Source organism: Paraburkholderia sp. BL25I1N1 (assembly GCF_003002025.1).
Taxonomy (GTDB): Bacteria; Pseudomonadota; Gammaproteobacteria; order Burkholderiales; family Burkholderiaceae; genus Paraburkholderia.
On the sequence record NZ_PVZB01000015.1, the window covers coordinates 54,738 to 80,577 of the forward strand.

General features: G+C 63.6%; 22 protein-coding genes, 1 tRNA gene and 1 pseudogene. 15 read left to right on the top strand and 9 right to left on the bottom strand.

The annotated features are described in order from the left end of the window. From B0G73_RS22580 to B0G73_RS22595, 4 genes are all read left to right on the top strand, one after another. Positions 1 to 381 carry a (2Fe-2S)-binding protein gene (locus B0G73_RS22580; protein ID WP_106283493.1) on the top strand — a complete coding sequence of 127 codons (381 nt, stop codon included), beginning with the start codon at positions 1 to 3 and terminating at the stop codon, positions 379 to 381. Beyond that, the gene (locus tag B0G73_RS22585; RefSeq protein ID WP_106283494.1) at positions 371 to 1,777 is read left to right on the top strand and encodes an FAD/NAD(P)-binding oxidoreductase; all 1,407 of its coding nucleotides are present in this window, start codon (positions 371 to 373) and stop codon (positions 1,775 to 1,777) included. The genes B0G73_RS22580 and B0G73_RS22585 overlap by 11 nt, the downstream gene beginning before the upstream one ends. Continuing rightward, on the top strand, positions 1,770 to 2,942 hold the full coding sequence (locus B0G73_RS22590) for an FAD-binding oxidoreductase (protein WP_106283495.1): 1,173 nt from the start codon (positions 1,770 to 1,772) through the stop codon (positions 2,940 to 2,942). Before B0G73_RS22585 ends, B0G73_RS22590 begins: the two co-directional genes overlap by 8 nt. Before the next feature lie 72 nt (positions 2,943 to 3,014). Further along, a complete protein-coding gene (locus B0G73_RS22595; RefSeq protein ID WP_106283496.1) occupies positions 3,015 to 3,368 on the top strand; it encodes a RidA family protein in 354 nt (117 codons plus the stop codon). An 85-nt stretch (positions 3,369 to 3,453) separates the two neighbouring features. Here the strand turns inward: B0G73_RS22595 and B0G73_RS22600 are convergent, their stop codons facing one another. Beyond that, on the bottom strand, positions 3,454 to 4,158 hold the full coding sequence (locus B0G73_RS22600; RefSeq protein ID WP_106283497.1) for an SDR family NAD(P)-dependent oxidoreductase: 705 nt from the start codon (positions 4,156 to 4,158) through the stop codon (positions 3,454 to 3,456). A gap of 171 nt (positions 4,159 to 4,329) precedes the next feature. On the opposite strand from B0G73_RS22600, the pseudogene B0G73_RS22605 reads away from it, so the two are divergent. Next, a pseudogene (locus B0G73_RS22605) lies at positions 4,330 to 5,237 on the top strand (LysR family transcriptional regulator). A gap of 24 nt (positions 5,238 to 5,261) precedes the next feature. Here B0G73_RS22605 and B0G73_RS22610 read toward each other — a convergent pair. Next, on the bottom strand, positions 5,262 to 6,392 hold the full coding sequence (locus tag B0G73_RS22610; protein WP_106283646.1) for an MBL fold metallo-hydrolase: 1,131 nt from the start codon (positions 6,390 to 6,392) through the stop codon (positions 5,262 to 5,264). An 85-nt stretch (positions 6,393 to 6,477) separates the two neighbouring features. Between B0G73_RS22610 and B0G73_RS22615 the strand changes: the two genes are divergently transcribed. Further along, positions 6,478 to 7,092, top strand: a complete 615-nt coding sequence (locus tag B0G73_RS22615; protein WP_106283498.1) for a TetR/AcrR family transcriptional regulator — start codon at positions 6,478 to 6,480, stop codon at positions 7,090 to 7,092. Positions 7,093 to 7,186: 94 nt separating this feature from the next. Then, on the top strand, positions 7,187 to 7,870 hold the full coding sequence (locus B0G73_RS22620; protein ID WP_106283499.1) for an ureidoglycolate lyase: 684 nt from the start codon (positions 7,187 to 7,189) through the stop codon (positions 7,868 to 7,870). A gap of 122 nt (positions 7,871 to 7,992) precedes the next feature. On the opposite strand, the gene B0G73_RS22625 is transcribed toward B0G73_RS22620, so the two are convergent. Beyond that, positions 7,993 to 8,079 (bottom strand) — tRNA-Leu (locus tag B0G73_RS22625). 338 nt (positions 8,080 to 8,417) lie between these two features. Between B0G73_RS22625 and B0G73_RS22630 the strand changes: the two genes are divergently transcribed. After that, entirely contained in the window at positions 8,418 to 9,242 is an 825-nt protein-coding gene (locus B0G73_RS22630; protein WP_106283500.1) for a squalene/phytoene synthase family protein, read from the top strand. A gap of 49 nt (positions 9,243 to 9,291) precedes the next feature. Here B0G73_RS22630 and B0G73_RS22635 read toward each other — a convergent pair whose 3' ends face one another. The 3 genes from B0G73_RS22635 to B0G73_RS22645 form a co-directional block, all read right to left on the bottom strand. Beyond that, positions 9,292 to 10,536, bottom strand: a complete 1,245-nt coding sequence (locus B0G73_RS22635; RefSeq protein WP_106283501.1) for a DUF1501 domain-containing protein — start codon at positions 10,534 to 10,536, stop codon at positions 9,292 to 9,294. Between the two features lie 92 nt (positions 10,537 to 10,628). After that, entirely contained in the window at positions 10,629 to 12,266 is a 1,638-nt protein-coding gene (locus B0G73_RS22640; RefSeq protein WP_106283502.1) for a DUF1800 family protein, read from the bottom strand. A 181-nt stretch (positions 12,267 to 12,447) separates the two neighbouring features. Continuing rightward, a complete protein-coding gene (locus tag B0G73_RS22645; protein ID WP_106283503.1) occupies positions 12,448 to 12,768 on the bottom strand; it encodes a hypothetical protein in 321 nt (106 codons plus the stop codon). 229 nt (positions 12,769 to 12,997) lie between these two features. Between B0G73_RS22645 and ompR the strand changes: the two genes are divergently transcribed. The 3 genes from ompR to B0G73_RS22660 all read left to right on the top strand — a co-directional run bounded on the left by ompR (position 12,998) and on the right by B0G73_RS22660 (position 15,786). Then, the gene (gene ompR / locus B0G73_RS22650; protein WP_006048917.1) at positions 12,998 to 13,732 is read left to right on the top strand and encodes a two-component system response regulator OmpR; all 735 of its coding nucleotides are present in this window, start codon (positions 12,998 to 13,000) and stop codon (positions 13,730 to 13,732) included. Between the two features lie 44 nt (positions 13,733 to 13,776). Continuing rightward, a complete protein-coding gene (locus B0G73_RS22655; protein ID WP_028196599.1) occupies positions 13,777 to 15,126 on the top strand; it encodes an ATP-binding protein in 1,350 nt (449 codons plus the stop codon). Between the two features lie 111 nt (positions 15,127 to 15,237). Next, complete coding sequence (locus B0G73_RS22660) at positions 15,238 to 15,786, top strand: peroxiredoxin (protein WP_106283504.1); 549 nt, start codon at positions 15,238 to 15,240, stop codon at positions 15,784 to 15,786. Between the two features lie 87 nt (positions 15,787 to 15,873). Here B0G73_RS22660 and ispF read toward each other — a convergent pair whose 3' ends face one another. After that, a complete protein-coding gene (gene ispF / locus B0G73_RS22665) occupies positions 15,874 to 16,353 on the bottom strand; it encodes a 2-C-methyl-D-erythritol 2,4-cyclodiphosphate synthase (protein WP_012432887.1) in 480 nt (159 codons plus the stop codon). 46 nt (positions 16,354 to 16,399) lie between these two features. Beyond that, positions 16,400 to 17,116: a 2-C-methyl-D-erythritol 4-phosphate cytidylyltransferase gene (ispD, locus tag B0G73_RS22670; RefSeq protein WP_106283505.1), complete on the bottom strand. Its 717-nt coding sequence runs from the start codon at positions 17,114 to 17,116 to the stop codon at positions 16,400 to 16,402. A 121-nt stretch (positions 17,117 to 17,237) separates the two neighbouring features. On the opposite strand from ispD, the gene mfd reads away from it, so the two are divergent. From mfd to mscL, 4 genes are all read left to right on the top strand, one after another. Further along, complete coding sequence (gene mfd / locus B0G73_RS22675) at positions 17,238 to 20,720, top strand: transcription-repair coupling factor (RefSeq protein ID WP_106283506.1); 3,483 nt, start codon at positions 17,238 to 17,240, stop codon at positions 20,718 to 20,720. Positions 20,721 to 20,881: 161 nt separating this feature from the next. Beyond that, complete coding sequence (gene argE, locus B0G73_RS22680) at positions 20,882 to 22,108, top strand: acetylornithine deacetylase (RefSeq protein WP_106283507.1); 1,227 nt, start codon at positions 20,882 to 20,884, stop codon at positions 22,106 to 22,108. 54 nt (positions 22,109 to 22,162) lie between these two features. Beyond that, positions 22,163 to 23,197: a threonine/serine dehydratase gene (locus tag B0G73_RS22685; RefSeq protein ID WP_106283508.1), complete on the top strand. Its 1,035-nt coding sequence runs from the start codon at positions 22,163 to 22,165 to the stop codon at positions 23,195 to 23,197. 88 nt (positions 23,198 to 23,285) lie between these two features. Further along, complete coding sequence (mscL, locus tag B0G73_RS22690; RefSeq protein WP_106283509.1) at positions 23,286 to 23,732, top strand: large conductance mechanosensitive channel protein MscL; 447 nt, start codon at positions 23,286 to 23,288, stop codon at positions 23,730 to 23,732. 106 nt (positions 23,733 to 23,838) lie between these two features. Here the strand turns inward: mscL and B0G73_RS22695 are convergent, their stop codons facing one another. Continuing rightward, on the bottom strand, positions 23,839 to 25,812 hold the full coding sequence (locus tag B0G73_RS22695) for a response regulator (RefSeq protein ID WP_106283510.1): 1,974 nt from the start codon (positions 25,810 to 25,812) through the stop codon (positions 23,839 to 23,841). Between the last annotated feature and the right edge of the window lie 28 nt (positions 25,813 to 25,840).

A 25,840-nucleotide genomic window follows, 5' to 3' on the forward strand; every position in this document is an offset into this window, starting at 1 on the left:
ATGACTACCCAATCGACTCACACGCTTTTCAAGCCGCTGCCGGGCGCGCAAGGCTCGGCCGCCACGCACGTCGACATCTGGTTCAACGACCGGCCGTTGTCCGTGCCGGGCGGTTGCTCGGTCGCGGCGGCCTTGCTTGCGGCGGGCGTATCGCGCTTTCGCGCGACGCCCGTCTCCGGCGCAGCGCGCGCGCCCTTCTGCATGATGGGCGCGTGCTTCGACTGCCTCGTCGAGATCGACGGCATGCCGAGCCGTCAGGCCTGCATGGTCGAAGTCAAAGCCGGCATGCGCATCCGCTCGCAGGAAGGCGCGCGCGATCTGCCGCCGTTGGGCGCGACTGCGCCGACCGACGCACCGCTGGAGAACGCCCATGAGCGCTGATTTCGCTTCCGAAGCCGTCGACGTCGTCGTGATCGGCGCCGGTCCCGCCGGCATGAGCGCGGCGACGCGCGCGGCGCGCGCCGGCCTCTCAACGGTGCTGATCGACGAACAGGACGCCGTGGGCGGCCAGATCTATCGCGCCATCGGCCGCGCCGATGCACGCCGCAAGCAGATTCTCGGGCCGGACTACGCGGCGGGCGCCGCCATCGCCGAAGCGTTCGCCGCTTCGGGCGCGCGGCATCTGACCCGTGCGACCGTATGGCAAGTCACGCGCGAGCGCGGCGTCAATTATCTGCGGGACGGCAAGATCGGCAGCTTCGACGCGCAACGCGTGATTCTCGCCAGCGGCGCGCTGGAACGGCCCTTTCCGATTCCCGGCTGGACACTGCCCGGCGTGCTGACAGCGGGCGCGGCACAGATCCTCTTGAAGAGCGCGGGCGAAGTGCCCGCCGCGCCGCCGGTGCTCGCGGGCTGCGGGCCGCTGCTGTATCTGCTCGGCTGGCAATACGTGCGCGCCGGCGTGCCGATCCGCGCGCTGGTCGATACCACGCGCCATGAAGACCGCTGGCGCGCGAAGCGGCATGCGTTGGCGGCGCTGCGCGCGTGGCCGTTCCTGAGCAAAGGCTTGCAACTGATTCGCACGCTGCGCGAAGCGAACGTGCCGATCTTCGAGGCCGCCGACAATTTGCGCGTGGAAGCGCGCATCGGAACGGATCATGTCGAGCGTGCCGCCGCGCTGCACTTCACGACGCAAGGCACCGCGCATCGTATTGAAGCCGATGTGATCCTGCTGCATCAGGGCGTCGTGCCGAACACGCAATTCACGCAGGCGCTGCGCGCCACGCACCGCTGGGACGACGCACAACTCTGTTTCACCCCGAAAGTAGATGCGTGGGGCGAACTGGACGTGCCCGGCATCTTCGTCGCGGGCGATGGCGCGGGCATCGGCGGCGCGCAGGCGGCGGCCTTGCAAGGCACGCTCGCCGGTCTCGCGGCGGCCGCGCAGCTCGGCGCGCTGACGGCCGAGGTACGCGATGCCGAAGCCGTCGCACACCGCCGCGCGCTCGCGGGCGTCATGCGCGTCCGGCCTTTTCTCGACAGCCTGTATCGTCCGCGCGACATCAACCGCATTCCGCGCGACGAGACCATCGTCTGCCGTTGCGAGGAAGTCACCGCGGGCGAGTTGCGCAAGTTCGTCGAACTCGGCTGCGTCGGACCGAATCAGGCGAAGTCGTTCGGACGCTGCGGCATGGGTCCGTGTCAGGGACGCATGTGCGGTCTCACGGTGACCGAAGTCATCGCCGACGCGCGCCGCGTCTCGCCCGCCGAAGTCGGCTACTACCGCATCCGTCCACCGATCAAGCCGCTCACGCTTGGAGAACTCGCCGGTGAGTGACACGACCGACATCCAGGAAGCCGATGTGCTCGTGGTCGGTGGCGGCCTGCACGGCACGAGCAGCGCGTTTCATCTGGCGCGGCGCGGTGCGAAGGTAATCATGCTCGAAGCCGACTATGTGGCGCGTCATGCGTCGGGCGTGAACGCGGGCGGCGTGCGCACGCTGGGCCGCCCGTTGCCCGAGATTCCGCTCGCGCTGATGTCGCGGGAAATCTGGCACGGCATGAGCGATCTGCTCGGCGAGAACGGCGGCTTCGTGGCATCCGGCCAGTTGAAAATCGCCGAAACGGATGACGAACTCGACGCGTGCCGCCAGCGCGTCGCGCAGCTCGAATCGCATGGATTCACGCACGAGAAAGTGATCGATCGCGACACCGTGCTCGAACTCGAACCGGCGCTCGCGCGGCATGTCACCGGCGGCATCTGGGTCGAGCGCGACGGTTACGCGCTGCCTTATCGAACCACGACGGCATTCCGGCTCGCCGCGCAGCGGCTCGGCGCACGTTTTCTGGAAGGCACGCCGGTGCGGCGCATCGAGCAGCGCGGCACAAGATGGTTCGCCGTCACACCGCACGGCACGTTCAGCGCGAACCAGTTGCTCGTCACCGCGGGCGCATGGTCCGGCGAATTGGCGAAGCAGGTCGGCGAGAGCGTGCCGGTGCATCCCGAAGGTTTGATGCTGATGGTCACGCAGCGCGTGGCGCCCTTCTGCCGCGCGACGCTCGGCGCAACGGGCCGGCCGTTGTCCTTCAAGCAGTTCGACAACGGCACGGTGGTGATCGGCGGCAAACTGATCGGCATTGCCGATCTGGCGAATCGTCACGGCGAAGTCGATTTTGCCCGCCTCGTGCGCAGCGCGCGAACCGTGACGGATCTGTTTCCTCATCTGCGGAATCTCGGCGTGAACCGCGCGTGGGCCGGTGTCGAAGCTTTTACGGAAGATGAACTGCCGGTCATTTCCGCGAGCCGCAAGGCGGCGAATCTGTATTACTCGTTCGGCTACTGCGGCAGCGGTTTTCAGCTCGGGCCGGGTTGCGGCCAGCTCGTGTCCGAACTGATGCTGGACGGCAAACCCTCGCTTTCGCTCGATGCGTTTGCCATTGATCGTTTTAGCCGCTCGGCCGCGGCTTCCCGCTCTGGCGCTTCGCATCTCGTTGCGCACTAACCGATTTTCCGTCGCGCCCTCCAGTCGATCCGCGCGGCGGCTTCGTTCGCCTTTTCAAATGGAGAGATTGTCATGACCGATATCGTTCGTATCGACACCAACCAGCGTATGAGCCGCGTCGTCAAAGCAGGCGGCCTTGTGTTCGTCGGCGGCCAGACTTCCGCCGATCACACCCCTGACGTCAAACTCCAGACCGCGAAGGTGCTGGAAAAGATCGACGGCTATCTGGAGAAGGCGGGCATCGACAAGACGCGCCTCGCTTCCGCACAAGTCTGGCTCGCGGACATTGGCCGGGATTTCGCAGGCATGAACGAAGTGTGGGACGCGTGGGTTCCGCAAGGTCACGCACCGGCGCGCGCGACGGTGCAAGCAAAGCTTGCCGCGCCCGAGCTGCTGGTCGAGATCGCGGTCGTGGCGCTGGGTTGAGTAACGCAGTTAGCGCAACCGCGCCGTGCTGATCACGGCGTGCCGATGCCTCGCCGCCCAATCCATCAGGTTGGCGAGCGGCCCGTCACCAGGGCACGGCGCGTCCGAGATAGTCGAGGTAATGGAAACCGGCGCGCCCTTCGTAAGCCTCGATGGTATTGACGAGATTCGGAATGCTTTCCTCGATGGTCAAGCGCGCCGCAGGGCCACCCATGTCTGTCTGCACCCATCCGGGCGCCATGAGCAGAAGGCTGCGCGGATAACTCGCGCTACGCGCCGCGAAGGTACGCATGAACATGTTCAACGCGGCCTTGCTCCCTCGGTAGACTTCATAGTTCGCGTTGGTGGCATTGGTGATACTGCCCTGCCCCGACGACATGACACCGATCGTTCCAGTCGGCGGGACCAGGTCCTGAAACGCATGGATGACCCTCATCGGACTCAGCGAGTTCGTGACCATCACGCGCACAAATTCCTCGGTCGAGACGTCCGCCAGCGTTTCACGATCGTCGTTCTTCACGCCCGCGTTCACGAAAAGCACATCGACACGCCGACCTTCAAGGCGGCCGCGCAGCGCTGCGATCTGCCCGGGAATCGTGATATCCACAGTCTCCACTTCGAGCGAGCCAGCGCAGGCGTTGGCAAGATGCTGAAGTCTTTCTGTAGAGGCAGCTCGCCCGGTAGCGATGACTCGGTAGCCGCGCTTCAACAACTCCTCGGCCATCGCCAAGCCAAGGCCGCGCGAGGCGCCGATAAGGAGAACGGTTTTCTGCGAAGGTGTGTCTTGCATTGGCATCCTCGATAAACAAAGCTGCTCTCGAACCTGAGTAACGAGAGCGATCCTTTCGGCTCGATCACGCAAACCAATGTAGCGGTTCATCGGGCATGGCGGAAGCCGCACTGAATGCAACTAATATATGCATCGGACGCCCTACCTCACCTTGCTTACCACGATCAAGCGATGCCAGAACCGGACCTCAATCTACTCTTCGCGCTCGATGCGTTGCTGACCGAGAAAAACGTCACACGTGCCGCTCGATCGTTGCATCTCAGCGCGTCCGCGATGAGCCGCACGCTGAGCCGCCTTCGCGCCGCAACCGGCGATCCATTGCTGGTCCGGGCGGGGCGCAATATGGTGCTGACTCCGCATGCCGAAGCGATTCGAGAGCAAACACAAAACATTGTCCTCGAGGCGCGTTCGTTGCTTTGTCCGTCGTCGACGGCAGCAGATTTTTCAACGCTGCGCAGAACCCTGAGGATTCGTGCCAATGAAGCTTTCGTGGAAGCCTTCGGCGCAGCATTGATTGCTGAAGTGAGCGCGGTTGCGCCGCTCGTGCGTTTGCACTTTTCCTCCAAACCGGAAAAGAGCGCCGAGTTTCTGCGAAATGGTTCGGCCGATCTCGAGATCGGCGTGCTGGAGGAGATGGGACCTGAAATACGCGTGCGGGCGCTGTTTCGAGACCGCTACGTGGGTGTGGTCAGAAAGGGGCTCCCCTTGAGATGAAACAGGACGTGACTACCGAACAATACGCAGCCTTTGGCCACGTGGTCGCGCCGCACGGCCGCCAGATAATCGAGTCTCTCGACGCCGCGATTGCCTTGCTGGGATTGGAGCGAACAACCATGGCGATCGTGCCGAGTTTTCCGGCCGCATTGGCGGTGGCGCGAGCATCCGATCTGGTCGCGCTCCTGCCTGCATCTTTCGTGAACGCCCAGCAGAGCGAATCCGTCCACTCTTTTGAGCTTCCCGTAACGACGGATGGCTTTACGATTTCCCAGATGTGGCATCCCCGTTTAGAGAACGATCCGGTTCATCGTTGGTTTCGGCAATTGGTTCTCGACGTATGCCGTCGGCAGGTGCCGTTCTGAACGCAAGCGGAAGCCCGCAAGAGCTCACGAAGACTCCGTGTCTCCGGCATTGCGCGCGGTACACAGGCGCCACGCGGACTTTGGCGCAGCAACGGTCTCGCCGACGTGGCGCCACCAGCGTTCGCCGCGATGCGGCGCGCTCAGATCCAGCCGTTCGCCCATGCGCGGCGTCGACAACGAGACACCGCGCGCAAGAGCCAGTGCCATCACCCTTTCGAACGGCTCCTGCCAGCGGTGCATGGCGAGGTCGAAGGTGCCGTTGTGAATCGGCACGAGCCAACGGCCGCGCAGGTCGATGTGCGTCTGCACGGTTTCTTCGGGCTGCATGTGAACATACGGCCACTGCGCGTCGTAAGCGCCAGTTTCGACCAGCGTGACGTCGAACGGCCCAAGCCGCTCGCCGATCGTTTTGAAACCATCGAAGTAGCCCGTGTCGCCGCTGAAGAACACGCGCAGATCATCGTCGACGATCACCCACGACGCCCACAACGTACTGTTGCCGTCGAACAGGCTACGGCCGGAAAAGTGCTGCGCGGGCGCAGCGGTGAATTGCACACCGTCGACCTCGGTGCCCTGCCACCAATCGAACTGCCGCACCTTCGACGCGTCGATACCCCATTCGATCAGCCGGTCGCCGACGCCGAGCGGCGTCAGAAACACGCCGGTGGTCTGCGCGAGCGCGAGCACGGTTTCGCGGTCCAGGTGATCGTAGTGATCGTGCGACAGGATCACGCCGCGCAACGGCGGCAAATCGGCGAGCGCGATCGGCGGCGCATGGAAGCGCTTCGGGCCGAGATGCCGGAACGGCGAGGCACGTTCGGCGAACACCGGATCGGTCAGCCAGAACTGGCCGCGCAGCTTCAGCAGCATCGTCGAATGGCCGAGCCGGTAGAGGCTGCGGTCGGGCGCCGCATCGAGCTGGGCGCGCGTCAGCGCGTCGACGGGCAACGCCTCGGCCGGCACGGTGCCGCTCGGCTTGTTGAGCAACACGTTCCACACAATGCCGAGCGTCTTGCGCAGGCCTTCAGTGGGACGCGGCTTGACGTTGCGAAAGCGTTCGCCGTCGTGCTGCGGCGAGGTGCTGGACAACGCGCGGCCGCGACGCGCGGCGGTAAAGCCGAGCACGCGGCTCACAAGAGCGGGAAGCGACGTCATGAGGTAGGCCGTCCAAAGAAAAATGTACACTCGGCAGTGTAGTTTGTTTTCGAGAAAAGTAAACTACCCGGTGTAAAATCTCTCGATGGATCCAAGTACCACTCACCAACGCCTGACTGACCGCAAGCGTGTCGCCATCGTCGGCGCCGCGATCGAGGAATTCCTCGCGGCCGGCTACGACGCGACCAGCATGGACCGTATCGCCGCTCGCGCGAACGTCTCGAAACGTACGGTCTACAACCATTTCCCGAGCAAGGAAGTGCTTTTCGCGGCGATTCTCCATCGGCTATGGGACGCGAGCCAGAGTGGCGATGCGCCCGCCTACCGCGCCGACCAGCCCCTGCGCGCGCAGTTGCTCGACCTGTTGGGCCGCAAGCTGCGGCTGCTGAACGACGAGTCCTTCCTGTCGCTGGCACGTGTGGCGATCGCGGCCGGCATCCATTCGCCGGAACGAGCGCGAAACATGGTCGCCCGACTCGGCGAACGCGAGGAAGACCTGACCGTGTGGATCCGCGCTGCCGCCGCCGACGGCCGTCTCAAGACCGACGATCCGCTCTTCGCGGCGCTGCAGATGCAGGCGCTCGTGAAGGCTTTCGCCTTCTGGCCGCAGGTGACAATGGGCCAGGCGCCGCTCGGCGAACTGGAGCAACAGCGGGTCGCGGAATCGGCCGCTGACATGTTCCTCGCGCGCTATGCATGAGCGGACAGCCGGGCCTTGCATGGCATAAAAGCCCGGCCAAACGCCATGTACGAGCGTCTACAATCGAGATTTTCGACCCGTTCAAACTGTGCCGATGTCCCAAAAGATCGACTACCTCAACCCCGCCCTTCCGGCCGGCCTCCGGCGCGTATCGATCCCCGTGGTCGACGCCACGCCGGCAACGCTCGATGGATTTGGCCGGCTCGTAGCGGACCCGAGCGAGTGTCCGATCGAGATCGTGCAGTGGCCGCCGATGGGCTCGCGCCCCATCGACCCCGGAACCGGCGATGAGGCCGGCACCACCGAAGGCACGTTCGTAAGCGAATGGCGCGGCGACATCCTCTACGGCTGCAACGAGGCTGTGGGCGGCCACTACGTTCTTGCCTACGCAACCGAGCCTGAAGCCGCGCGCGACGATAGCGCCCACACACCGGAGCGCATGTTGCTGTGGCACGCGAACTACCATCCGGATGGCGGCCAACTGTTCTTTCCGCTGGACCATCGCCCGTTCTACGTTCCCCTGGCATTACCCGGCGACGACATCGCGCCGGAGAAGTTCGTGTGCTTCCGCTTCGACGGCAAGCAAGGGCTCTACATTCATCCGAGCATCTGGCATGAAGGGGTGTTCACGCTTGAAGGGACGCAGCGGTTCTTCGATAAGCAGGGCGCGGTCCACGCACGGGTCTCTGTCGACTTTGCCCGCGAGTTCGGTTGCCTGCTCGAGGCTCCGATCGTGCGTGACGTCCCACTGTCCGGGCGAAACGGCGACCACCTGTAGCGGTGGGAAGAACGGGGTGATGGCCCAGCGCTTGCGGAAAGCGGAGGTGTTGTGACAGCGCGTCTAGGCGCGCCGCGGATGTAGAAAAGGCCACGTCCTTCACAGAACGTGGCCTTATTTCCTGGTGCGTGAGGCCGGACTCGAACCGGCACACCATTTCTGGCGTCAGGACCTAAACCTGGTGCGTCTACCAATTTCGCCACTCACGCGAATTTTTACTGCAGGCAGGACCACTGCGGTCTCGCAAGCGAAACAACTCGCCGCAATTCCAGCAACAGCCTTTTATTCTACGCGGGTTCCAACGACTTCATCCCCGCCACCGCCCGCGCAGGCGGGCATGACACACTGCGCCTGCCTGTTGTTCCGCGTGCTTTCGGCCGCGTCGAAAACACGCGCCCGAAAGCGTAAGCGCGAGATTCTAACCGATTGATTCGCGCTTGTCTGCATTTGCCCGGCATCTGTCCGGACGGCGCCGATGCTACAATTTTTGGCTTGATGCACGCACAGCGTGCGCCCTCTTCGCCTGCCCTTCCCCAAAACCAATCCCGTGAATTTCGACGAATATTGCCAGCAGAAAGCGGCGCCGCCCGGATCGAGTACTTACTATGCACTTCGGCAGGCGCCCGCAGCCAGCCAGCCGCTGTTGACCGCGCTGTTCGCACTGCGCCGCGAGTTCGAGGAAACGGTCAAGGAGACCAGCGATCCGGCCATCGGCCGCACGAAACTCGCGTGGTGGCAGAACGAACTCGCCGCGCTGGCGTCGGGCTCGCCGTCGCATCCGGTGTCCAAGGCGCTGGCCGCCTACCTGCCCGATGTGAAGGCCGACTACCCGATGCTGCAGGCCTTGCTCGCCGGCTTCGAGATGGATCTCGACCAGGCGCGCTACCTCGACTATCCGAATCTGCGGCGCTATGTGCAAGGCGTCGGCGGCACGTTCGCGTCGCTGGTCGCGCGCGCCACGGCGAAAGATGCCGCACAGGCGTCGAACTGGTCCGCGGCGCTCGGCGAGGCGCTGCTGCTCGCGCAGTTCGTAGTCGAAACGGGCAATGACGCGCGCCACGGCCGCATCTACATTCCGATCGACGAAATGCAGCGCTTCAATGTGACCGCCGCGGATCTGATCAATCGAAAATATAGCGACGCGTTCACCGAGTTGATGCGCTTCGAGACGAAGCGTGCCCGCGACGCGTTGCAGACCGCGCTCGGCGCCGTGCCCGCCGGCGAGCGCCGCTCGCAGCGCACGCTCGTCGCGCAGGCGGCCTTGGCGTTGGCCCTGCTGGATGAAATCGAACGCGACGGCTATCACGTTCTGCATCAGCGCATCGCGTTGACGCCGATTCGCAAGCTTTGGATCGCGTGGCGCGCGAAGTGAACTGAGCTACTGGCGCGTCGGCTTTACGCGAGGCGCGTTCAGCACGTCGTCATGCGCGTAGCAACGGCAGCGGTTCGAACCGCTGCTGCAGGATCGTCGACGCGTCGAGTCCCCACCAAGGCCCGAGCACGGTGGCGTAAAGCTGCCGGAAATCGACGCCGACCGGCAAGTTGCCATTGCCGTCGAGCCGCGCGAGCACCGGGGGCACGCCGTACAGGCCGCCGCGCACGCGTCCGCCCACGACGAAATGCGGCGCCACGGTGCCGTGATCGGTGCCGTTGCTCTGATTCTCACGCGGACGCCGGCCGAACTCGGCATAGGTCATCACCAGCGTATCGTCCCAACGGCCAAGCTCGACAAGCGCCGACTTCATCGACATCAATCCTTCCGCGAGCTGCTTGAGCAGCGCCGCCTGTTGACCCGGCTGGTTCTGGTGCGTGTCGAAACCGTTCAGCGTGAGACGGATCACCGCCACGCCTTGGCCTCGCTGCGGCGATTCCTGCTGCGCGTTGCGCGACGCAACGTCTTTTGGAACTTCGCCGGCTGCCAGAACCTGCATCGCCGTTCTGATCGAACTGCCGAACGCGCCGTCGGGAAACACGGTCTTCAACGGCGCCTGCCCTTGCACGGGGCGCAGCCGGTCGGCGGCTTTCACGATGTCGTTTTCGACGTCGAGAATATGCGCCAGTTCGGGATTGCGCTCGTGCAGCGATACCGGCGTGGCAAGCCGCGAAGCCTTCACGAACTGCGCCGGATTGACCAGCGCGATAGCGCGCGCGCCGTTCGCGAGCGGCCCCATCTCGGCGCTGCCGATCACCACGCCGTCGGCGGCAAAACCGGCGGGCACCGGCGTTTGGGCAAATGCGCGCGTTAGCCACCCCTCGCGCAGATACTGGTCGGAACGCGACGCGGTGTCCCAGATTTCGATCGAGCGGAAGTGTGACAGGTTCGGTTGCGCATAGCTCACGCCCTGCACGATCGCCAGTTGCTGGTCACGCCATAGCGGCATCAACGCTTGCAAGGACGGATGCAGCGCGGTGCGTTCGTCGAGTTGAATGACCTGTTCGCGTTTGATGCCGATGTTCTTGCGCAACTGGTAGTACGTGGGATCGGCAAAGGGAATCACCGTATTCAAACCGTCGTTGCCGCCCTTCAGTTCAACAAGAATCAACAGGTTGTCGTAGCCGCGTGCCGAAGACGCGCCCGGCGCCGCCATTTGCGCGCCGAATGCGCGGGGCAGCCAGAGGGTCGCGCTCGCGGCCGCGCTCATCGAGAGAAAGCTGCGTCGTTTCATCCTGCACCTCGTTCGATTGCCGCGGCGCGAGTCGTATCGCCGTCGACAGACACATTCTTTTTAGCTGCCTTGTGCGTGCTTAGTTCAGCGGTTCACTTCAATTGATACGCCGGGTCCATCAGCAATGCCTCCAGATACGCACTCGCGGTCGAACCGGTTTCGATCGCATCGACCGGCGTGAGCGGCAGGACCGCATGCTGCAACTGCAGCTCGGTCGACAACCCCGGCCTGGCCGTCGGCGCGGTGTTGTAGTGCGCAAGCCATGTCTCGATGTCGAAGCGTACGCCACCTTTGCCGCCTTGAGCGGCGCGCGCCATCGCGCGCTGCAGCGTGGGAGCCGGCTGCATGTCGGGCATGGTGCCGCTCGCGGCGATCCTTGTGGTCGTCGGACTGGTCATGCGCTGCGGGCCGGCGGCCTCGGTCGCGCGAAACAGTTGCTCGACGAATTGCTTGCGGGCAAGCAGCGTGGAACTGTTGATCCATGTCGTGCCGCCCGGCCATCCTTTGACGTTCGGCGGGTAGAACAGGTTCTCGCCGAGCGTGCGGATTTGCGAGGCGAACGGCGCCGTATTGTCGTAGCCGATGTCGAACGCGCGCAGCGTGCCGACCACGAACTCCGCCGGCGACTTCACGAGGACACCCCGATCGCCGTCGTCCCAGAACGCCTCGCTCAGAAAGACTCCCCGCAGCGCGACCTTGATATCGTAGTGGCTCGCGCGAAACCGCGCCGCGATCGGTTCGACGCGCGACAGGTCCGGCGTGTCCGAGACAAATTCGCGCCACAGTTTGGCGGTCACGAAGGTGGCCGTTTCCGGCCGCGCGAGCAGGATATCGAGCACCTGATCGCCGTCGAATGGCCCTGTCTCGCCGAGCACAGTCTTCTCGCCGTCGTCGTGCTGGTTGGCGCGCCACACGTAGGCCTGCGTGTCCGGATCGAGACTCCAGCCCGTATAGGCGCGCGCGGCCTCCGACACGTCACGCTGCGTGTAGTGTCCTTCGCCTAGCGTGAACAGCTCCATCACTTCACGGGCGAAATTTTCGTTGGGCTTACCCTTGCGATTGCTTGCGCCGTCGAGGTATTGCAGCATCGCCGGATCCTTCGCGACGTCGTGCAATAACTCGCCGAAGTTGCCGAGCGCGTCGCGCCGCAACAGCATGTTCTGCTGCGCCATCTGCTGCGGATACGGCACCTTGTCCTGACCCGAGGTGAAGTGGTTATGCCAGAACAGCGTCATGCGCTCGGTGAGCGGCGACGGTGTGGTCAACATCTCGCGCACCCACCATGAGCGTAATATTTCGTAACGCTGCGCGCGCAGTCGCTGCTCCTCGCGACGTTGATCGTCGGTCCACGCTTTCTTCGTCTCGCGAGTCGGAATCGGTTCGAGGATCCAGTCGGGTAGTGGCGTGACCGCCTCGGTCCGCGCGCTCGCGAGTGCTTTATCGACGGCCTGCGCTCGCGTGAGTCCAACGTATTGCGCGAGTTCGGCGCTATCCGGCGCGAAGCCGACACGTGTCAGGAAGAAGCGCGCATCGTCGGCATCGAGGACGCTTTGTTCATGCTGCGAAGCGGCCTGCTCGTCGGCGCCCGGCAGAGCGTGCCTGATGTGTGGAACACGAGTCGCGCCAGGCTGCACCGCGGCCGCCGGGCCGCTTAGTGTCACCACCGCCAAGGCAAACGCCGACGCTACAAACTTGCGGCCACAACTACCACGCGCGTGCAATTTCATCATCGGTCATCGAGGTTGCCGCGATGTCATGGAGAGGCGTTGCGTGCGCACTGCATACATCGCGCGCTTCGTTCTGACGACTTTTCGGCAGATTGAACGGGGAGAGTGGACAGGGAAAGTGCAACGAATTCTTTCACGCAGGGAAGAAGCGTGAACCGCGTGCCGAGGGCTGGCACGATAATAGCTACCGTTTGTAGAGTTCGCGGACAGCATCTTCGATGTGCTGCCGCAACAGGCGCCGTTCGTCGGGCGTCATATGACCGTCGCGACGACGTTGATCGAGATCGGGGGGAACTGCGGTGCGCAACATGACGTCTGATGCGGGATGGTCGGTGCTCGGGTCGTGGCGGTTGGCCTTGCCCTGCCTGGGCGCGCGCTGGCTCATGGCTCTGTCGGCGGAAGGCTGGGCATGGGCGAGCGTTGGTCCTAGTGAGCCTGCCAGCGTACCGGCTACCGCCAGTGCAATCACGCTTAGGCGCACATTCGGCCAAACCCCTCCCTTCATGTTGTTCCCTTCGTGGCGCGGCAACCGGCTACCTCAAATGCGTATACAAACCCCGGTAACGAGCCGGGTGCGAGAGTTTTAGTCGTGTGAAGTATCCACCGAACAGCCGCATTCAGTAAAGGAGTCTACCTGCCCCCGCTTTACGTCGTGCCACAGTGCGGGTAAATTTTGTAACTGACTGTAACCCGTTAAATGATGCAAACGCGCACCCCTTTCTAATCGCGCTAAGATGCCGACCATGGAAACCAAAAACCCTTCGAAAATCCTCGTCGTCGATGACGATCCACGCCTGCGCGATCTGCTGCGCCGCTACCTCGGTGAACAGGGCTTCAACGTCTATGTCGCCGAGAACGCGCCGTCCATGAACAAGCTTTGGGTGCGTGAGCGCTTCGATCTGCTGGTGCTCGATCTGATGCTGCCGGGCGAAGACGGTCTGTCGATCTGCCGCCGCCTGCGTGGCAGCAACGACCGTACGCCGATCATCATGCTGACGGCCAAGGGTGAAGACGTCGACCGGATCGTCGGCCTGGAAATGGGCGCCGACGACTATCTGCCCAAGCCGTTCAACCCGCGCGAGCTGGTTGCGCGCATCCACGCGGTGCTGCGCCGCCAGTCACCGTCGGAGTTGCCGGGCGCGCCGTCCGAAACCACCGAGGTATTCGAGTTCGGCGAGTTCGCGCTGAATCTCGCCACCCGCACGCTCACCAAGGCCGGCCAGGAAATTCCGCTGACCACGGGCGAGTTCTCGGTGCTCAAGGTGTTCGCGCGTCATCCGCGCCAGCCGCTGTCGCGTGAAAAGCTCATGGAGCTCGCACGCGGCCGTGAGTACGAAGTGTTCGACCGCAGCCTCGACGTGCAGATCTCGCGTCTGCGCAAGCTGATCGAACCCGATCCGGGCAGCCCGCGTTTCATCCAGACCGTCTGGGGTCTGGGCTACGTGTTCATCCCCGACGGTGCAGCCTGAGTTTGTTCTCACCTCCAGTTTTTGATTTCAGATAAGAAGGGCCCATGCGGATCGACCGGCGCCTCCTGACGCTCGCGTTCGGCGGCCTTTTCTGGCGGACCTTTCTGTTGATCGCGCTGTTGATCGCAGTCAGTCTCGCCGCGTGGTTCCAGAGCTTCCGGGTGATCGAACGCGAGCCGCGCGCGCAGCGCGTGGCGCTGCAGCTCGTCGCCATCGTCAAGCTCACGCGCACCGCACTCCTCTATTCCGATCCCGACCTGCGGCGCGCCCTGCTGCAGGATCTGGAAAGCAATGAAGGGGTGCGCGTGTACCCGCGCGAAACCACCGACAAGTACAAGCTCCAGCCCGACGAGTCGCTGAACCGGCTGATCGAACACGACATTCGCGGCCGCCTCGGCGACGACACCGTGATTGCCCAGAGCGTGAACGACATCCCCGGCGTCTGGATCAGCTTCAAGATCGACGACGACGACTACTGGGTCGCGCTCGACCGCGATCAGCTCGACAACGCCACCGGTTTGCAATGGGCCGGCTGGGGTGTGTTCGCGCTGGCGCTGTCGCTATTCGGCGCGGCCTTCATCACGAGTCTCGTGAACCGTCCGTTCGCGCGCCTCGCCATGGCCGCGCGCAAGGTCGGCTCCGGGCAGTCGCCCGAGCCGCTGCCTGAGCGCGGCATGGGCGTGGCCGCGGAAACCAATCGCAGTTTCAACCAGATGGTGCAGGACCTCGAACAGCTCGAAGCCGACCGCGCGCTGATGCTTGCCGGCATCTCGCACGACTTGCGCACTCCGCTTGCGCGTCTGCGGCTCGAAACCGAAATGAGCCCGTCGGACCAGGCTACCAAAGACGCGATGGTCGATGACATCGAGCAGATGGACATGATCATCGGCCGGTTCCTCGACTACGCGCGCCCGGTGCAGCGCGTGCCGGAGCCTGTCGACCTGTCCGTGATCGCGGGCGAGTTGGCCGCGCGCATGCAGAGCGAAGACAGCATGCGCCTGATCACGCGGCTCGCGCCGTCGGCGGTGATCGAGGCCGACGAGACCGACATGCGCCGGGTGGTCGGCAATCTGCTCGAAAACGCACGCAAATATGGCTTGAGCGATGGCGACGGCATTCCGCACGTGATCCTGGAAACGCGGGTGTCGCACTCGCGGGTCGAGCTCTCGGTGGTCGACGAAGGGCCCGGCATTCCGGAAGACCAGCTATCGCTCGTTACACGGCCGTTCTACCGTGTGAATTCGGCGCGCACCCAGGCGAACGGCACGGGCCTAGGCATGGCCATCGTTCAACGCCTCGTGGGCCGTTACCGCGGCGCGCTGCGCTTGCGCAATCGCACGCCTGGACCGGGTCTCGAAGTCACCATCGAATTTCCGCTGGCCAAGGGCGCCTAACGGAACGGGCATCGCCCGACAGAGGCGAAAGCAGATAACGTGTAACGCGTTCGTTGCGACGAGTTAGTCGCTTCAGACATGCTGTTTTCCGACGCACGAAGGAGCACTCGCATGAAAACGGTCGGCGATAAAGTTGAAGCATTCACCGTCACGGCGGCGAAGCCGGGCTTCAATCATCATGAAGAGAACGGCATTTCGGCATTCGAAGAGATCACGGAGCAGTCGTTTCCGGGCAAATGGAAGATCATCTACTTCTACCCGAAGGATTTCTCATTCGTGTGTCCGACGGAGATCGTCGAGTTCGGCAAGCTGGTCAGGGATTTCGAGGAACGTGACGCAGTGTTGATGGGCGGCAGCGTCGACAACGAATTCGTGAAGCTGGCATGGCGCCGCGAGAACAAGGACCTGAACCGGCTGAATCACTATTCCTTCGGCGACGTGAAGGGCGAGTTGATCGATCAGCTCGGCGTGCGTGATCAGGAAGCGGGTGTCGCGCTGCGCGCCACCTTCATCATCGATCCGGACAACACGATCCAGCATGTGTCGGTGAACAATCTGAACGTGGGCCGCAATCCGGAAGAAGTGCTGCGGATTCTGGACGGCCTGCAAACGGACGAGCTGTGCGCTTGCAACCGCCCAATCGGCGGCGCCACGCTCTGAGTCGTGCCGGTGAAAAGGCCGCCGCGCTGTTGAATGCGCGCGGCGCGACTTGACTGCCGTTGCCGCGCGCCTCCTGTAAAACCGGGCTCAGTTCTTGATCAGCAGAACCGCGGCCTGAGCTTCAATGCCCTCGCCTCGGCCGAGATAGCCGAGCTTTTCGTTGGTCTTGGCTTTGACGTTGACGCGCTCGACCGGCAGACCGAGATCGGCGGCGATATTGGCGCGCATGCCTTCGATATGCGGCGCCAGCTTCGGCGCCTGCGCGACCACGCTGCTATCCACGTTGGCGATGGAAAATCCCGCCGCTTTCACACGCGCAAAGCATTCACGCAGCAACACGCGGCTGTCCGCGCCGGCAAACTTCGCGTCGGTGTCGGAAAAATGCCGGCCGATATCGCCCATCGCGGCGGCGCCGAAAATGGCGTCGGTAATGGCGTGCAGCAGCACGTCCGCATCCGAATGGCCGAGCAGACCGCGCTCATAAGGAATCGTCACGCCGCCGATAATCAACGGGCGTCCCGGCACCAGCGCATGCACGTCATACCCTTGCCCAATTCTGAAATCCATATGCGTCAAGTCCTCAAGCCCGCTAGTTAAAATTGAATTCGTCCAGTCAGGACGCAGCCGCTGGCCGGCTCAGAATCGCCTCGGCCAGATCGAAGTCTTCCGGATACGTCACCTTGAAGTTGCGCAAGCTGCCCTGCACCAGCTTCGGCGCGTGGCCCAGCCATTCGATCGCGCTCGCTTCGTCGGTCAGATCGTGACCGTCGGCCTGCGCGCGCAGGATCGCCTCGCGCAGCATGCCGATGCGGAACATCTGCGGCGTCTGCGCCTGCCACAAGCCGTCGCGCGCCTCGGTGCGGGCGATCCGGCCATCGGAAGAAGCCGCGTCGATGCGCTTCAGCGTGTCCGCCACGGGCAAGGCCATGATGCCGCCCACCGGGTCGTCCTTCAACGCGCCGACCAGCGTGCGGATCAGCGCGGGCGTGATGCCGGGGCGCGCCGCGTCGTGCACCAGCACCCAGTCGTCGTCACGCGCGCCGAACTCGACGAGCGCATGCAGACCGTTGAGCACCGACGCCTGGCGCGAGGCCCCGCCGCTGCGGCGCACCGCGAAACGCAAGCCGCCGAAGCGGCGGCCGTCGAAATGAGCGTCGTCCGGAGCGATCACGACGAGGGTTTGCGCAAACTCGCTGCAGGCGTCGAATGCCGCCAGCGAGTAATGCAACATGTCGCGGCCGGCAACAGTGCGATATTGTTTGGGCATCGCGGCGCCGGAACGGCTGCCGGTGCCAGCGCACGGAATCAGGGCAAATAGACGGGAAGTCACGAGTGCGGATGCCGCGAAGTCAAAGTAAAGGATGGATTTTATAATAGGTCCTTCGCATCCACGCCCCGACGCGCGTAAACTTGCCGGTCACGTGTGAGCCTGAGGCCGCTTTTTCTCTTCTATGCCAGACATCGCCGCATCATCGCAGTACTCCCCGCCCGTCGCGCTCGTCAAGGCCGGCCAGCGTTTCGCCTTCGACGGCACGCACGGCTCGTCCGACGCGCTGCTGATCGCCCGCTACCATCTCGCCTATCGCGAGCAGGTGCCGCTGCTCGCGGTGGTGTGCGAAAGCGCCGTCGATGCGCAGCGTCTTGCGCAGGAAATCGGCTTTTTCGCGCCCGAGGCGCGCGTGCGTCTGCTGCCGGACTGGGAAACGCTCCCTTACGACACCTTTTCGCCGCATCAGGATCTGGTCTCGGAGCGTCTCGCCACGCTGCACGATCTCGGCGAAGGCCGCTGCGACATCCTGCTGGTGCCCGCCACGACGGCGCTGTACCGCATGCCGCCCGCCTCGTTCCTGGCCGCCTACACGTTTTCCTTCTCGCAAGGTCAGCGGCTCGACGAAGCCAAACTCAAGGCGCAGTTGACGCTGGCCGGCTATGAACACGTGAGCCAGGTGGTGCGTCCGGGCGAATACTGCGTGCGCGGCTCGCTGCTCGATCTCTATCCGATGGGCTCCCCCTTGCCCTACCGGATCGACCTGTTCGACGATCAGGTCGACTCGATCCGCGCGTTCGACCCGGACACGCAGCGCAGCCTCTACCCGGTGAAAGACGTGCGCCTGCTGCCCGGCCGCGAGTTTCCGTTCGACGAAGCCGCCCGCACCGCCTTCCGCAGCCGCTGGCGCGAGACCTTCGAGGGCGACCCGAGCCGCGCGTCGATCTACAAGGACATCGGCAACGGCGTGCCGTCGGCGGGGATCGAATACTATCTGCCGCTGTTCTTCGAAGACACGGCCACGCTGTTCCATTACCTGCCCGAAGGCGCGCAACTGGCGTTCGTCGGCGATCTCGAAGCGGCGATCCGGCGCTTTACCAACGACACGAAGCAGCGCTACAACTTCCTCTCGCACGACCGCGACCGGCCAATTCTGGAGCCGCAGCGTCTGTTCCTGTCGGACGAGGATTTCTTCACGCTCGCCAAACCGTTCGCGCGGCTCTCATTGCCTGCGAACGCCGGCGGCGGCTGGTCCACGCCATTGCCGAATCTCGCGATCGACCGTCATGCGGAAGATCCGGTTTCGGCCTTGCGCGCCTATCTCGACACCACGCCGAATCGCGTGCTGTTCGCCACCGAATCGGCGGGCCGGCGCGAAACGCTGCTGCAATTGCTCGCCGACAATCAACTGCGGCCGGTATCGAGCGACAGCTTCCAGGACTGGCTGACGAGCGACGAGCGCTTTTCATTGGGCGTCGCGCCGCTCGCCAACGGCTTTGCGGTGCCGGTCGACGGCATCGCGATCATCACCGAGACCGAGCTGTATGGTCCGCTCGCGCGTCGCGCGGGGCGCCGCCGTCAGGAACAGGCGAGCAACGTCGATTCGATGGTGCGCGATCTGTCCGAGCTCAAGGTGGGCGATCCGGTCGTGCATTCGCAGCACGGCATCGGCCGCTATATGGGACTCGTCACCATGGATCTCGGCGAGGGCGAGACCGAGTTCCTGCACCTCGAATACGCGGGCGATAGCAAGTTGTACGTTCCTGTCGCCCAGCTACACGTGATCTCGCGCTACAGCGGCGCCGATCCGGAAAGCGCGCCGCTGCATTCGCTCGGCTCCGGCCAGTGGGAAAAAGCCAAGCGCAAGGCCGCGCAACAGATCCGCGATACCGCGGCCGAACTGCTGAATCTCTACGCACGCCGCGCGGCACGTGAAGGCCACGCGTTCGCGCTCGAACCGAAAGACTACGTGAAGTTCGCGGAGAGCTTCGGCTTCGAGGAAACGCCGGACCAGGCCGCGGCGATCGCTGCCGTGATCGGCGACATGACGAGCGGCAAGCCGATGGATCGCCTCGTGTGCGGCGATGTCGGCTTCGGCAAGACCGAAGTGGCATTGCGCGCGGCGTTCATCGCGGTGATGGGCGGCAAACAGGTCGCGCTGCTCTCGCCCACTACGCTGCTCGCCGAGCAGCACACGCAGACTTTCAGCGACCGCTTCTCCGACTGGCCGGTGCGGATCGCCGAGCTGTCGCGCTTCAAATCCACCAAGGAAGTCAGCGCGGCAATCCAACAGATCAACGAAGGCACGGTCGATATCGTGATCGGCACGCACAAGCTGCTCTCGTCCGACGTGCAATTCAAGCGGCTGGGACTCGTGGTCATCGACGAGGAACACCGTTTCGGCGTGCGTCAGAAAGAGGCGCTGAAGGCCTTGCGTGCCGAAGTGGACGTGCTCACGCTGACCGCCACGCCGATTCCGCGTACGCTCGGCATGGCGCTCGAAGGCCTGCGCGATTTCTCCGTGATCGCCACCGCGCCGCAGAAGCGCCTCGCGATCAAAACCTTCGTGCGTCGCGAGGAAGACAGCGTGATTCGCGAAGCCATGCTGCGCGAGTTGAAGCGCGGCGGCCAAGTCTACTTCCTGCACAACGAAGTCGAGACGATCGAGAATCGCCGGCAGATGCTCGAAGCGCTAGTGCCTGAAGCGCGCATCGCGGTCGCGCACGGCCAGATGCACGAACGCGAACTCGAACGCGTGATGCGCGACTTCGTTGCGCAGCGCGCGAACGTGTTGTTGTGCACGACGATTATCGAAACCGGCATCGACGTGCCGAGCGCCAATACCATCCTGATTCATCGCGCCGACAAGTTCGGTCTTGCGCAATTGCACCAGTTGCGTGGCCGGGTGGGCCGTTCGCATCACCAGGCGTATTCGTATCTGCTCGTTCACGATCCGCAAGGGCTGACCAAACAGGCGCAACGCCGGCTGGAGGCGATCCAGCAGATGGAGGAACTCGGTTCGGGCTTCTATCTGGCCATGCACGACCTCGAGATTCGCGGCACGGGTGAAGTGCTCGGCGATAAACAATCCGGCGAGATTCACGAGATCGGCTTCCAGCTCTACACCGACATGCTGAACGACGCGGTGAAGGCGCTCAAGGAAGGCAAGGAGCCGGATCTCACCGCGCCGCTCGCAGCGACCACCGAGATCAACCTGCATGCGCCGGCGATTCTCCCCGCGGACTATTGCGGCGACGTGCAGGAGCGTCTGTCGCTCTACAAGCGGCTGGCTAATTGCGAGCACAACGATTCGATCGACAGCATTCAGGAAGAACTGATCGATCGTTTCGGCAAGCTGCCGCCGCAAGCGCATGCGCTGGTGGAGACGCATCGTCTGCGGCTGGCGGCCAAACCGCTCGGCATTTCGAAGATCGATGCCGGCGAAGCGGTGATCGGCTTGCAGTTCATCCCCAACCCGCCGATCGACGCGATGCGGATCATCGAGATGGTGCAGAAACACAAGCACATCAAGCTCGCGGGTCAGGACAAGCTGCGTATCGAAACGCGCAGCCCCGATCTGGCGGTGCGTGTCGCCACCGTCAAGGAAACCTTGCGCGCGCTCGGCACGCCGAGCCGTGGCACCGCGGCGAGCGCGGCCGCGCGATAAGTTCGTGCGTTACACGGCAGCGGCAGCGCTAGCGCAGCGTCGAAAACCGGGGTACGTCTAGCGTTTTTCCCATTCATGCTGCGGTGCGCAAACACGCACCGCAGCATACGGGCGTCTTTTTTTTGGGTATGATCGAAAGACTCAAATGCCGGAGTCTTGTCATGTCTCATGTCGCTGAAACAGCGCAGTCCACGCCGCAGTCCACCTCGTCTTCGCCCGTTTCGCTCCCGTGGGTCGCCCGCCTCGTGTCGATGGACACGGTCAGCCGCAATCCGAATCTCGGTCTGATCGAAACAGTGCGCGACGAATTGCGCGCGGCCGGCGTCGAGGCCACGCTCACGCACGACGCAAGCGGCAAATGGGCCAACCTGTTCGCGACGATTCCCGCGCACAACGGCGAAACGAACGGCGGCGTGGTGCTGTCGGGCCATACCGACGTCGTGCCGGTTGACGGCCAGCAATGGGACAGCGATCCGTTCAAGCCGGAAATTCGCGGCGACAATCTGTACGGCCGCGGCACCTGCGACATGAAAGGCTTCATTGGCGCGGCGCTGACGCTTGTGCCGGAAATGCAGCGCACCAAACTCGCCAAGCCGATTCACTTTGCGCTCTCCTTCGACGAGGAAGTGGGCTGCGCCGGCGCGCCGCTCCTGATCGCCGACCTGATGAAGCGCGGCGTGAAGCCGGACGGCTGCATCGTCGGTGAGCCGACCAGCATGCGGCCGATCGTGGCGCACAAAGGCATCAACGCCTACCAGTGCTGCGTGCGCGGTCAGGCGGCGCATTCGTCGCTAACGCCGAAGGGTTTGAACGCGATCGAATACGCCGCGCGGCTGATCTGCTATATCCGCGACATGGGCGATCAATTCCGCGAGCAAGGCCCGTTCGACGAACTGTACGACGTGCCCTTCACCACCGCGCAAACCAGCACGATCGTCGGTGGCAACGCGATTAATACCGTGCCGGCCGAATGCAAGTTCCAGTTCGAGTTCCGCAACCTGCCCACGCTCGATCCCGAACCGATCTTCGCGCGCATCGATCAATACGCACGCGAAACGCTGCTGCCGAAAATGTTGCGCGAGCATCCATCGGCGGCAATCGAGATCACGAAGATCGCCGCGGCGCCGGGGCTCGATTCGTCTGAACAAGCCGCCATCACGCAACTGGTGCGCGCGTTGACCGCCGATCAGGACAAACGCAAGGTGGCCTACGGCACGGAAGCCGGCCTGTTCTCGCTCGCGGGCATTCCGAGCATTGTTTGCGGACCCGGCAGCATCGAGCAGGCGCACAAGCCCAACGAATTCGTCGCGCTGGATCAGTTGGTGGCATGCGAGCGTTTCCTGCACAAATTCATTCACAGCATGTCGGTCGACGCGCACGCGCACTGAAACCGACGCACGTAGAAAGAGTCTTACCCATACCGAGCCACGCACGCCCACGCCATGTCCACCGCCACGCCGCAACACACTGACCATACGATCGACGGCGAGCCGATCCCCACGCTCGACGACATCGCTGCACAGCATTTTGCGTTGACGCCGTGGGTGGCGCGAACGCCGGTGTTCGACAGGGCGGACTTTCCGTCGCTCGAAGGCACGGTGGTGAATTTCAAGTTCGAGTTGTTGCAGGCGGGCGGTAGCTTCAAGGCGCGTGGTGCGTTCACCAACCTGCTCGCACTCGACGAAGCACAGCGCAGCGCAGGCGTCACGTGCGTGTCTGGCGGCAATCATGCGGTGGCGGTCGCGTATGCGGCCATGCGCCTCGGCATCAGCGCCAAGGTCGTGCTGTTTCACGCGGCCAATCCGGCGCGCGTGGCGCTGTGCCGGCAATACCGCGCCGAAATCGTGTTCGCGCAGGACATTGCCGAGGCATTCGAACTGGTGCGCCGGATCGAGGCCGAAGAAGGCCGCTATTTCGTGCATCCGTTCAACGGCTATCGCACGGTGCTGGGCTCGGCCACGCTCGGCTACGAGTGGGCCACGCAAACACCGGATCTCGAAGCGGTGATCGTGCCGATCGGCGGCGGCGGCCTCGCGGCGGGTGTGGCAACCGCCATGCGCCTGGCGAATCCGAACGTGCATGTGTATGGCGTGGAACCCGAAGGCGCGGATGTCATGGGCAAGAGTTTCGCCGCCAATCACACAGTCAAGATGCGCCAGATGCACGGCATTGCCGACTCGCTCATGTCGCCGCACACCGAAGAATACAGCTACGAATTGTGCCGGCGGCATATAGATCAGCTCGTCACGGTATCGGATGACCAATTGCGTGCGGCCATGCTGACCTTGTTCGGACAACTGAAGCTCGCCGTCGAGCCGGCCTGCGCCGCGGCGACCGCCGGCTTGCTCGGCCCGTTGCGCGAACAGCTGCAAGGCAAACGCGTGGGCGTACTGTTGTGCGGCACCAATACAGACCCAGTCACGTTTGCCGCGCATATAGAACGCGCACGGCATAGCGAGCCACTGTTTCCACAATAAAAAACAATCCTCGCCGCCCTGGCCAAAAGACTAGCCTATCCTTCTCAGGTTGGTATCATTCGAATATCGATTTCTGGGAGGAACCTCTATGAGCATGGTCAAGGAATTCAAGGAATTTGCCCTCAAGGGCAACGTGATGGATCTGGCAGTCGGTGTGATTATCGGCGGCGCGTTCTCCACCATCGTCAATTCAATTGTTAAAGACCTGATCATGCCGGTTGTCGGGCTCGCCACCGGCGGCCTCGACTTCTCCAATAAGTTCGTTCGCCTCGGTCCCATTCCGCCGACCTTCAAGGGCAGCCCCGAGTCGTATAAAGACTTGCAAACGGCGGGCGTTGCCGTATTCGGTTACGGCTCGTTCATCACCGTGCTGATCAACTTCGTGATTCTCGCGTTCATCATTTTCCTGATGGTCAAGTTCATCAACAATTTGCGCAAGCCGGCAGAAGCCGCGCCGGCGGAACCGCCGCCGACGCCGGAAGACGTGCTGCTGCTGCGTGAAATCCGCGATTCGTTGAAGAACTCGCCGCGCTAACTATTCCGGCGCGTCAGCCGGAGTCAGTCATAAGCAAAAGGCCTGTTGCGATCCGATCGCAACAGGCCTTTTGCCTTATTTGGGTCAATGCCGGCGGCCTCGACGCTCACGCGTCCCGCTGCTCCTTCTGAGTCACCGCGACTTCGATCATCGTCTCGAGCTGACTGAAATTAACCGGCTTGGTCAGATGCGAGGTGAAACCGGCGCTCAGGCAACGACGCACGTCTTCGTCGGTGCCGAAGCCGGTCAATGCGACCGCGGGCGCGTCCGAGTGCTCGCGGAACGCTTTGATGAAGTCGAGACCGGTACCGTCGGGCAATCCTACGTCGCTGACGATCAGATCGAAGGTCTGCGATTGCGTGGCGGCTAATGCATCGTCGACCCGGCCCACGGTCGTGACTTCATGGCCGAGGCTGCGAATCAGTTGCTCCATGACCTCCGCGGTGTCCACATGGTCTTCGATCAGCAGGATGTTCAGCAGACCGCCCGAATGCACTTCGTCGGGCACCACGACCGGCGAAGTCACCTGCGGTGCCGCGGCCGTCGGCAAGGTAATCGTGAAGGTCGCGCCGCAGTGCGCGCCCGGGCTTTGCGCGGTCACCGTGCCGCCGTGCACGTCGGTCAACGCCTTCGTGATCGCGAGACCGAGGCCGAGGCCGCCGAACTGCCGTGTCATGTTCTGGTTGCCTTGCTCGAACGCATTGAAGAGTTTGCCGATCTGGTCCGGCTCGATGCCGATCCCCGTATCTTCGACCGAGATCTGCACGTGCATGCGTTCGTCGCGCGTGCGCACGTAAATATGGCCGCCGTCCGGCGTGAACTTGGCGGCGTTGCGAATGAGATTCCACAGCATCTGCTGCAGCCGCGCGCGATCGGCCAGCACGTAATGATGCTGCGCGTCTTTATGGACGTGCACGTCCTGCTGCTTGACCTGGATCTCGCTGCGAAACAGTTCGAGCACACTGTCGATCACGTCGTGCACGTCGACAGTTTCCAGCGACAGCCGCAGCTTGCCGTTCGCCACGCGCGTGAGATCGAGCAGGTCGTCGATCAGCCGCGCTTCGAGTTCGACGTTGCGACGGATCATGCGCACGCTCGCTCGCGCCTGATCGGGCAGACCCGGAATCATTTCCAGCACGCTGGCGCCGGCCAGCACCGGCGTGAGCGGCGTGCGCAATTCGTGCGAGAGCATGGCCAGAAAGCGGTCTTTGGCGCGATTGGCTTCTTCGGCGGTCTGGCGGGCGGCCTGCTCCGACGCCAGCAGCCGTTCGCGCTCCTCGGCCGCCTCGCGCTGAGAATGAATGTCCGTGCAACTGCCGAACCATTTACTGACGTTGCCCTCGGCGTCGCGCATCGCCACCACGCGCAAGTCGAACCAGCGATATTCGCCGTCGTAACGGCGAATCCGCAACTCGTGCCGGTAGTCGCCGGCGTTGCTCGACACCGTTTTGAGCCAGCTTCGGCGAATCTCCTCGCGGTCGTCCGGATGCACGGCGTCGAGCCAGGCGAGACCGTACGAACAGCTTTCAGCGACGCCCGTGTAGTCGTACCACTGCTTGGACAGAAAATCGCAGTCGCCCGTGGCATTACAGGTCATGACGAGGTGCGGCAACGCCTCCGACAAGGTGCGGTAATGCTGCTCGCGATCGCGCAGCAATAAGGCTTCGTCCGAGGCGCGCTGCAGGCGCACTTGCGAGAGCACCCGTTCGACGGCTTCGGGCAGGTAATCGAGGTAATCGCCGGATTTCGGCACGACGTCGGACACGCCCGAGCGCAGCGCTTCGATAACACGCGATTCGTCGGTAAAGCCGGTCACGAGGATGGCGGGAATCCGCACGCCTTCCGCGCGCAGACGGCGAAAGAAGTCCAGCCCGGTTTCCGGCCCGCTCAGTTGGTAGTCGAGCACCAGCAAGTCGGGGCCGCCTGCCGCGAGCCGTTCACGGGCCGCTTCGACGCCGGCGCAGATTGCGACCCGGCAGCCGGCGCGCTCGAGCGACTTGCGCGCGAGCCGCAGGATGCCTTCGTCGTCATCGACGACCAGCACGTAGGCGGCGGGCGGCACGGACACTTCTTCGGTCATGCGGAGTCTTCTCTGGCTAGGGTCAACA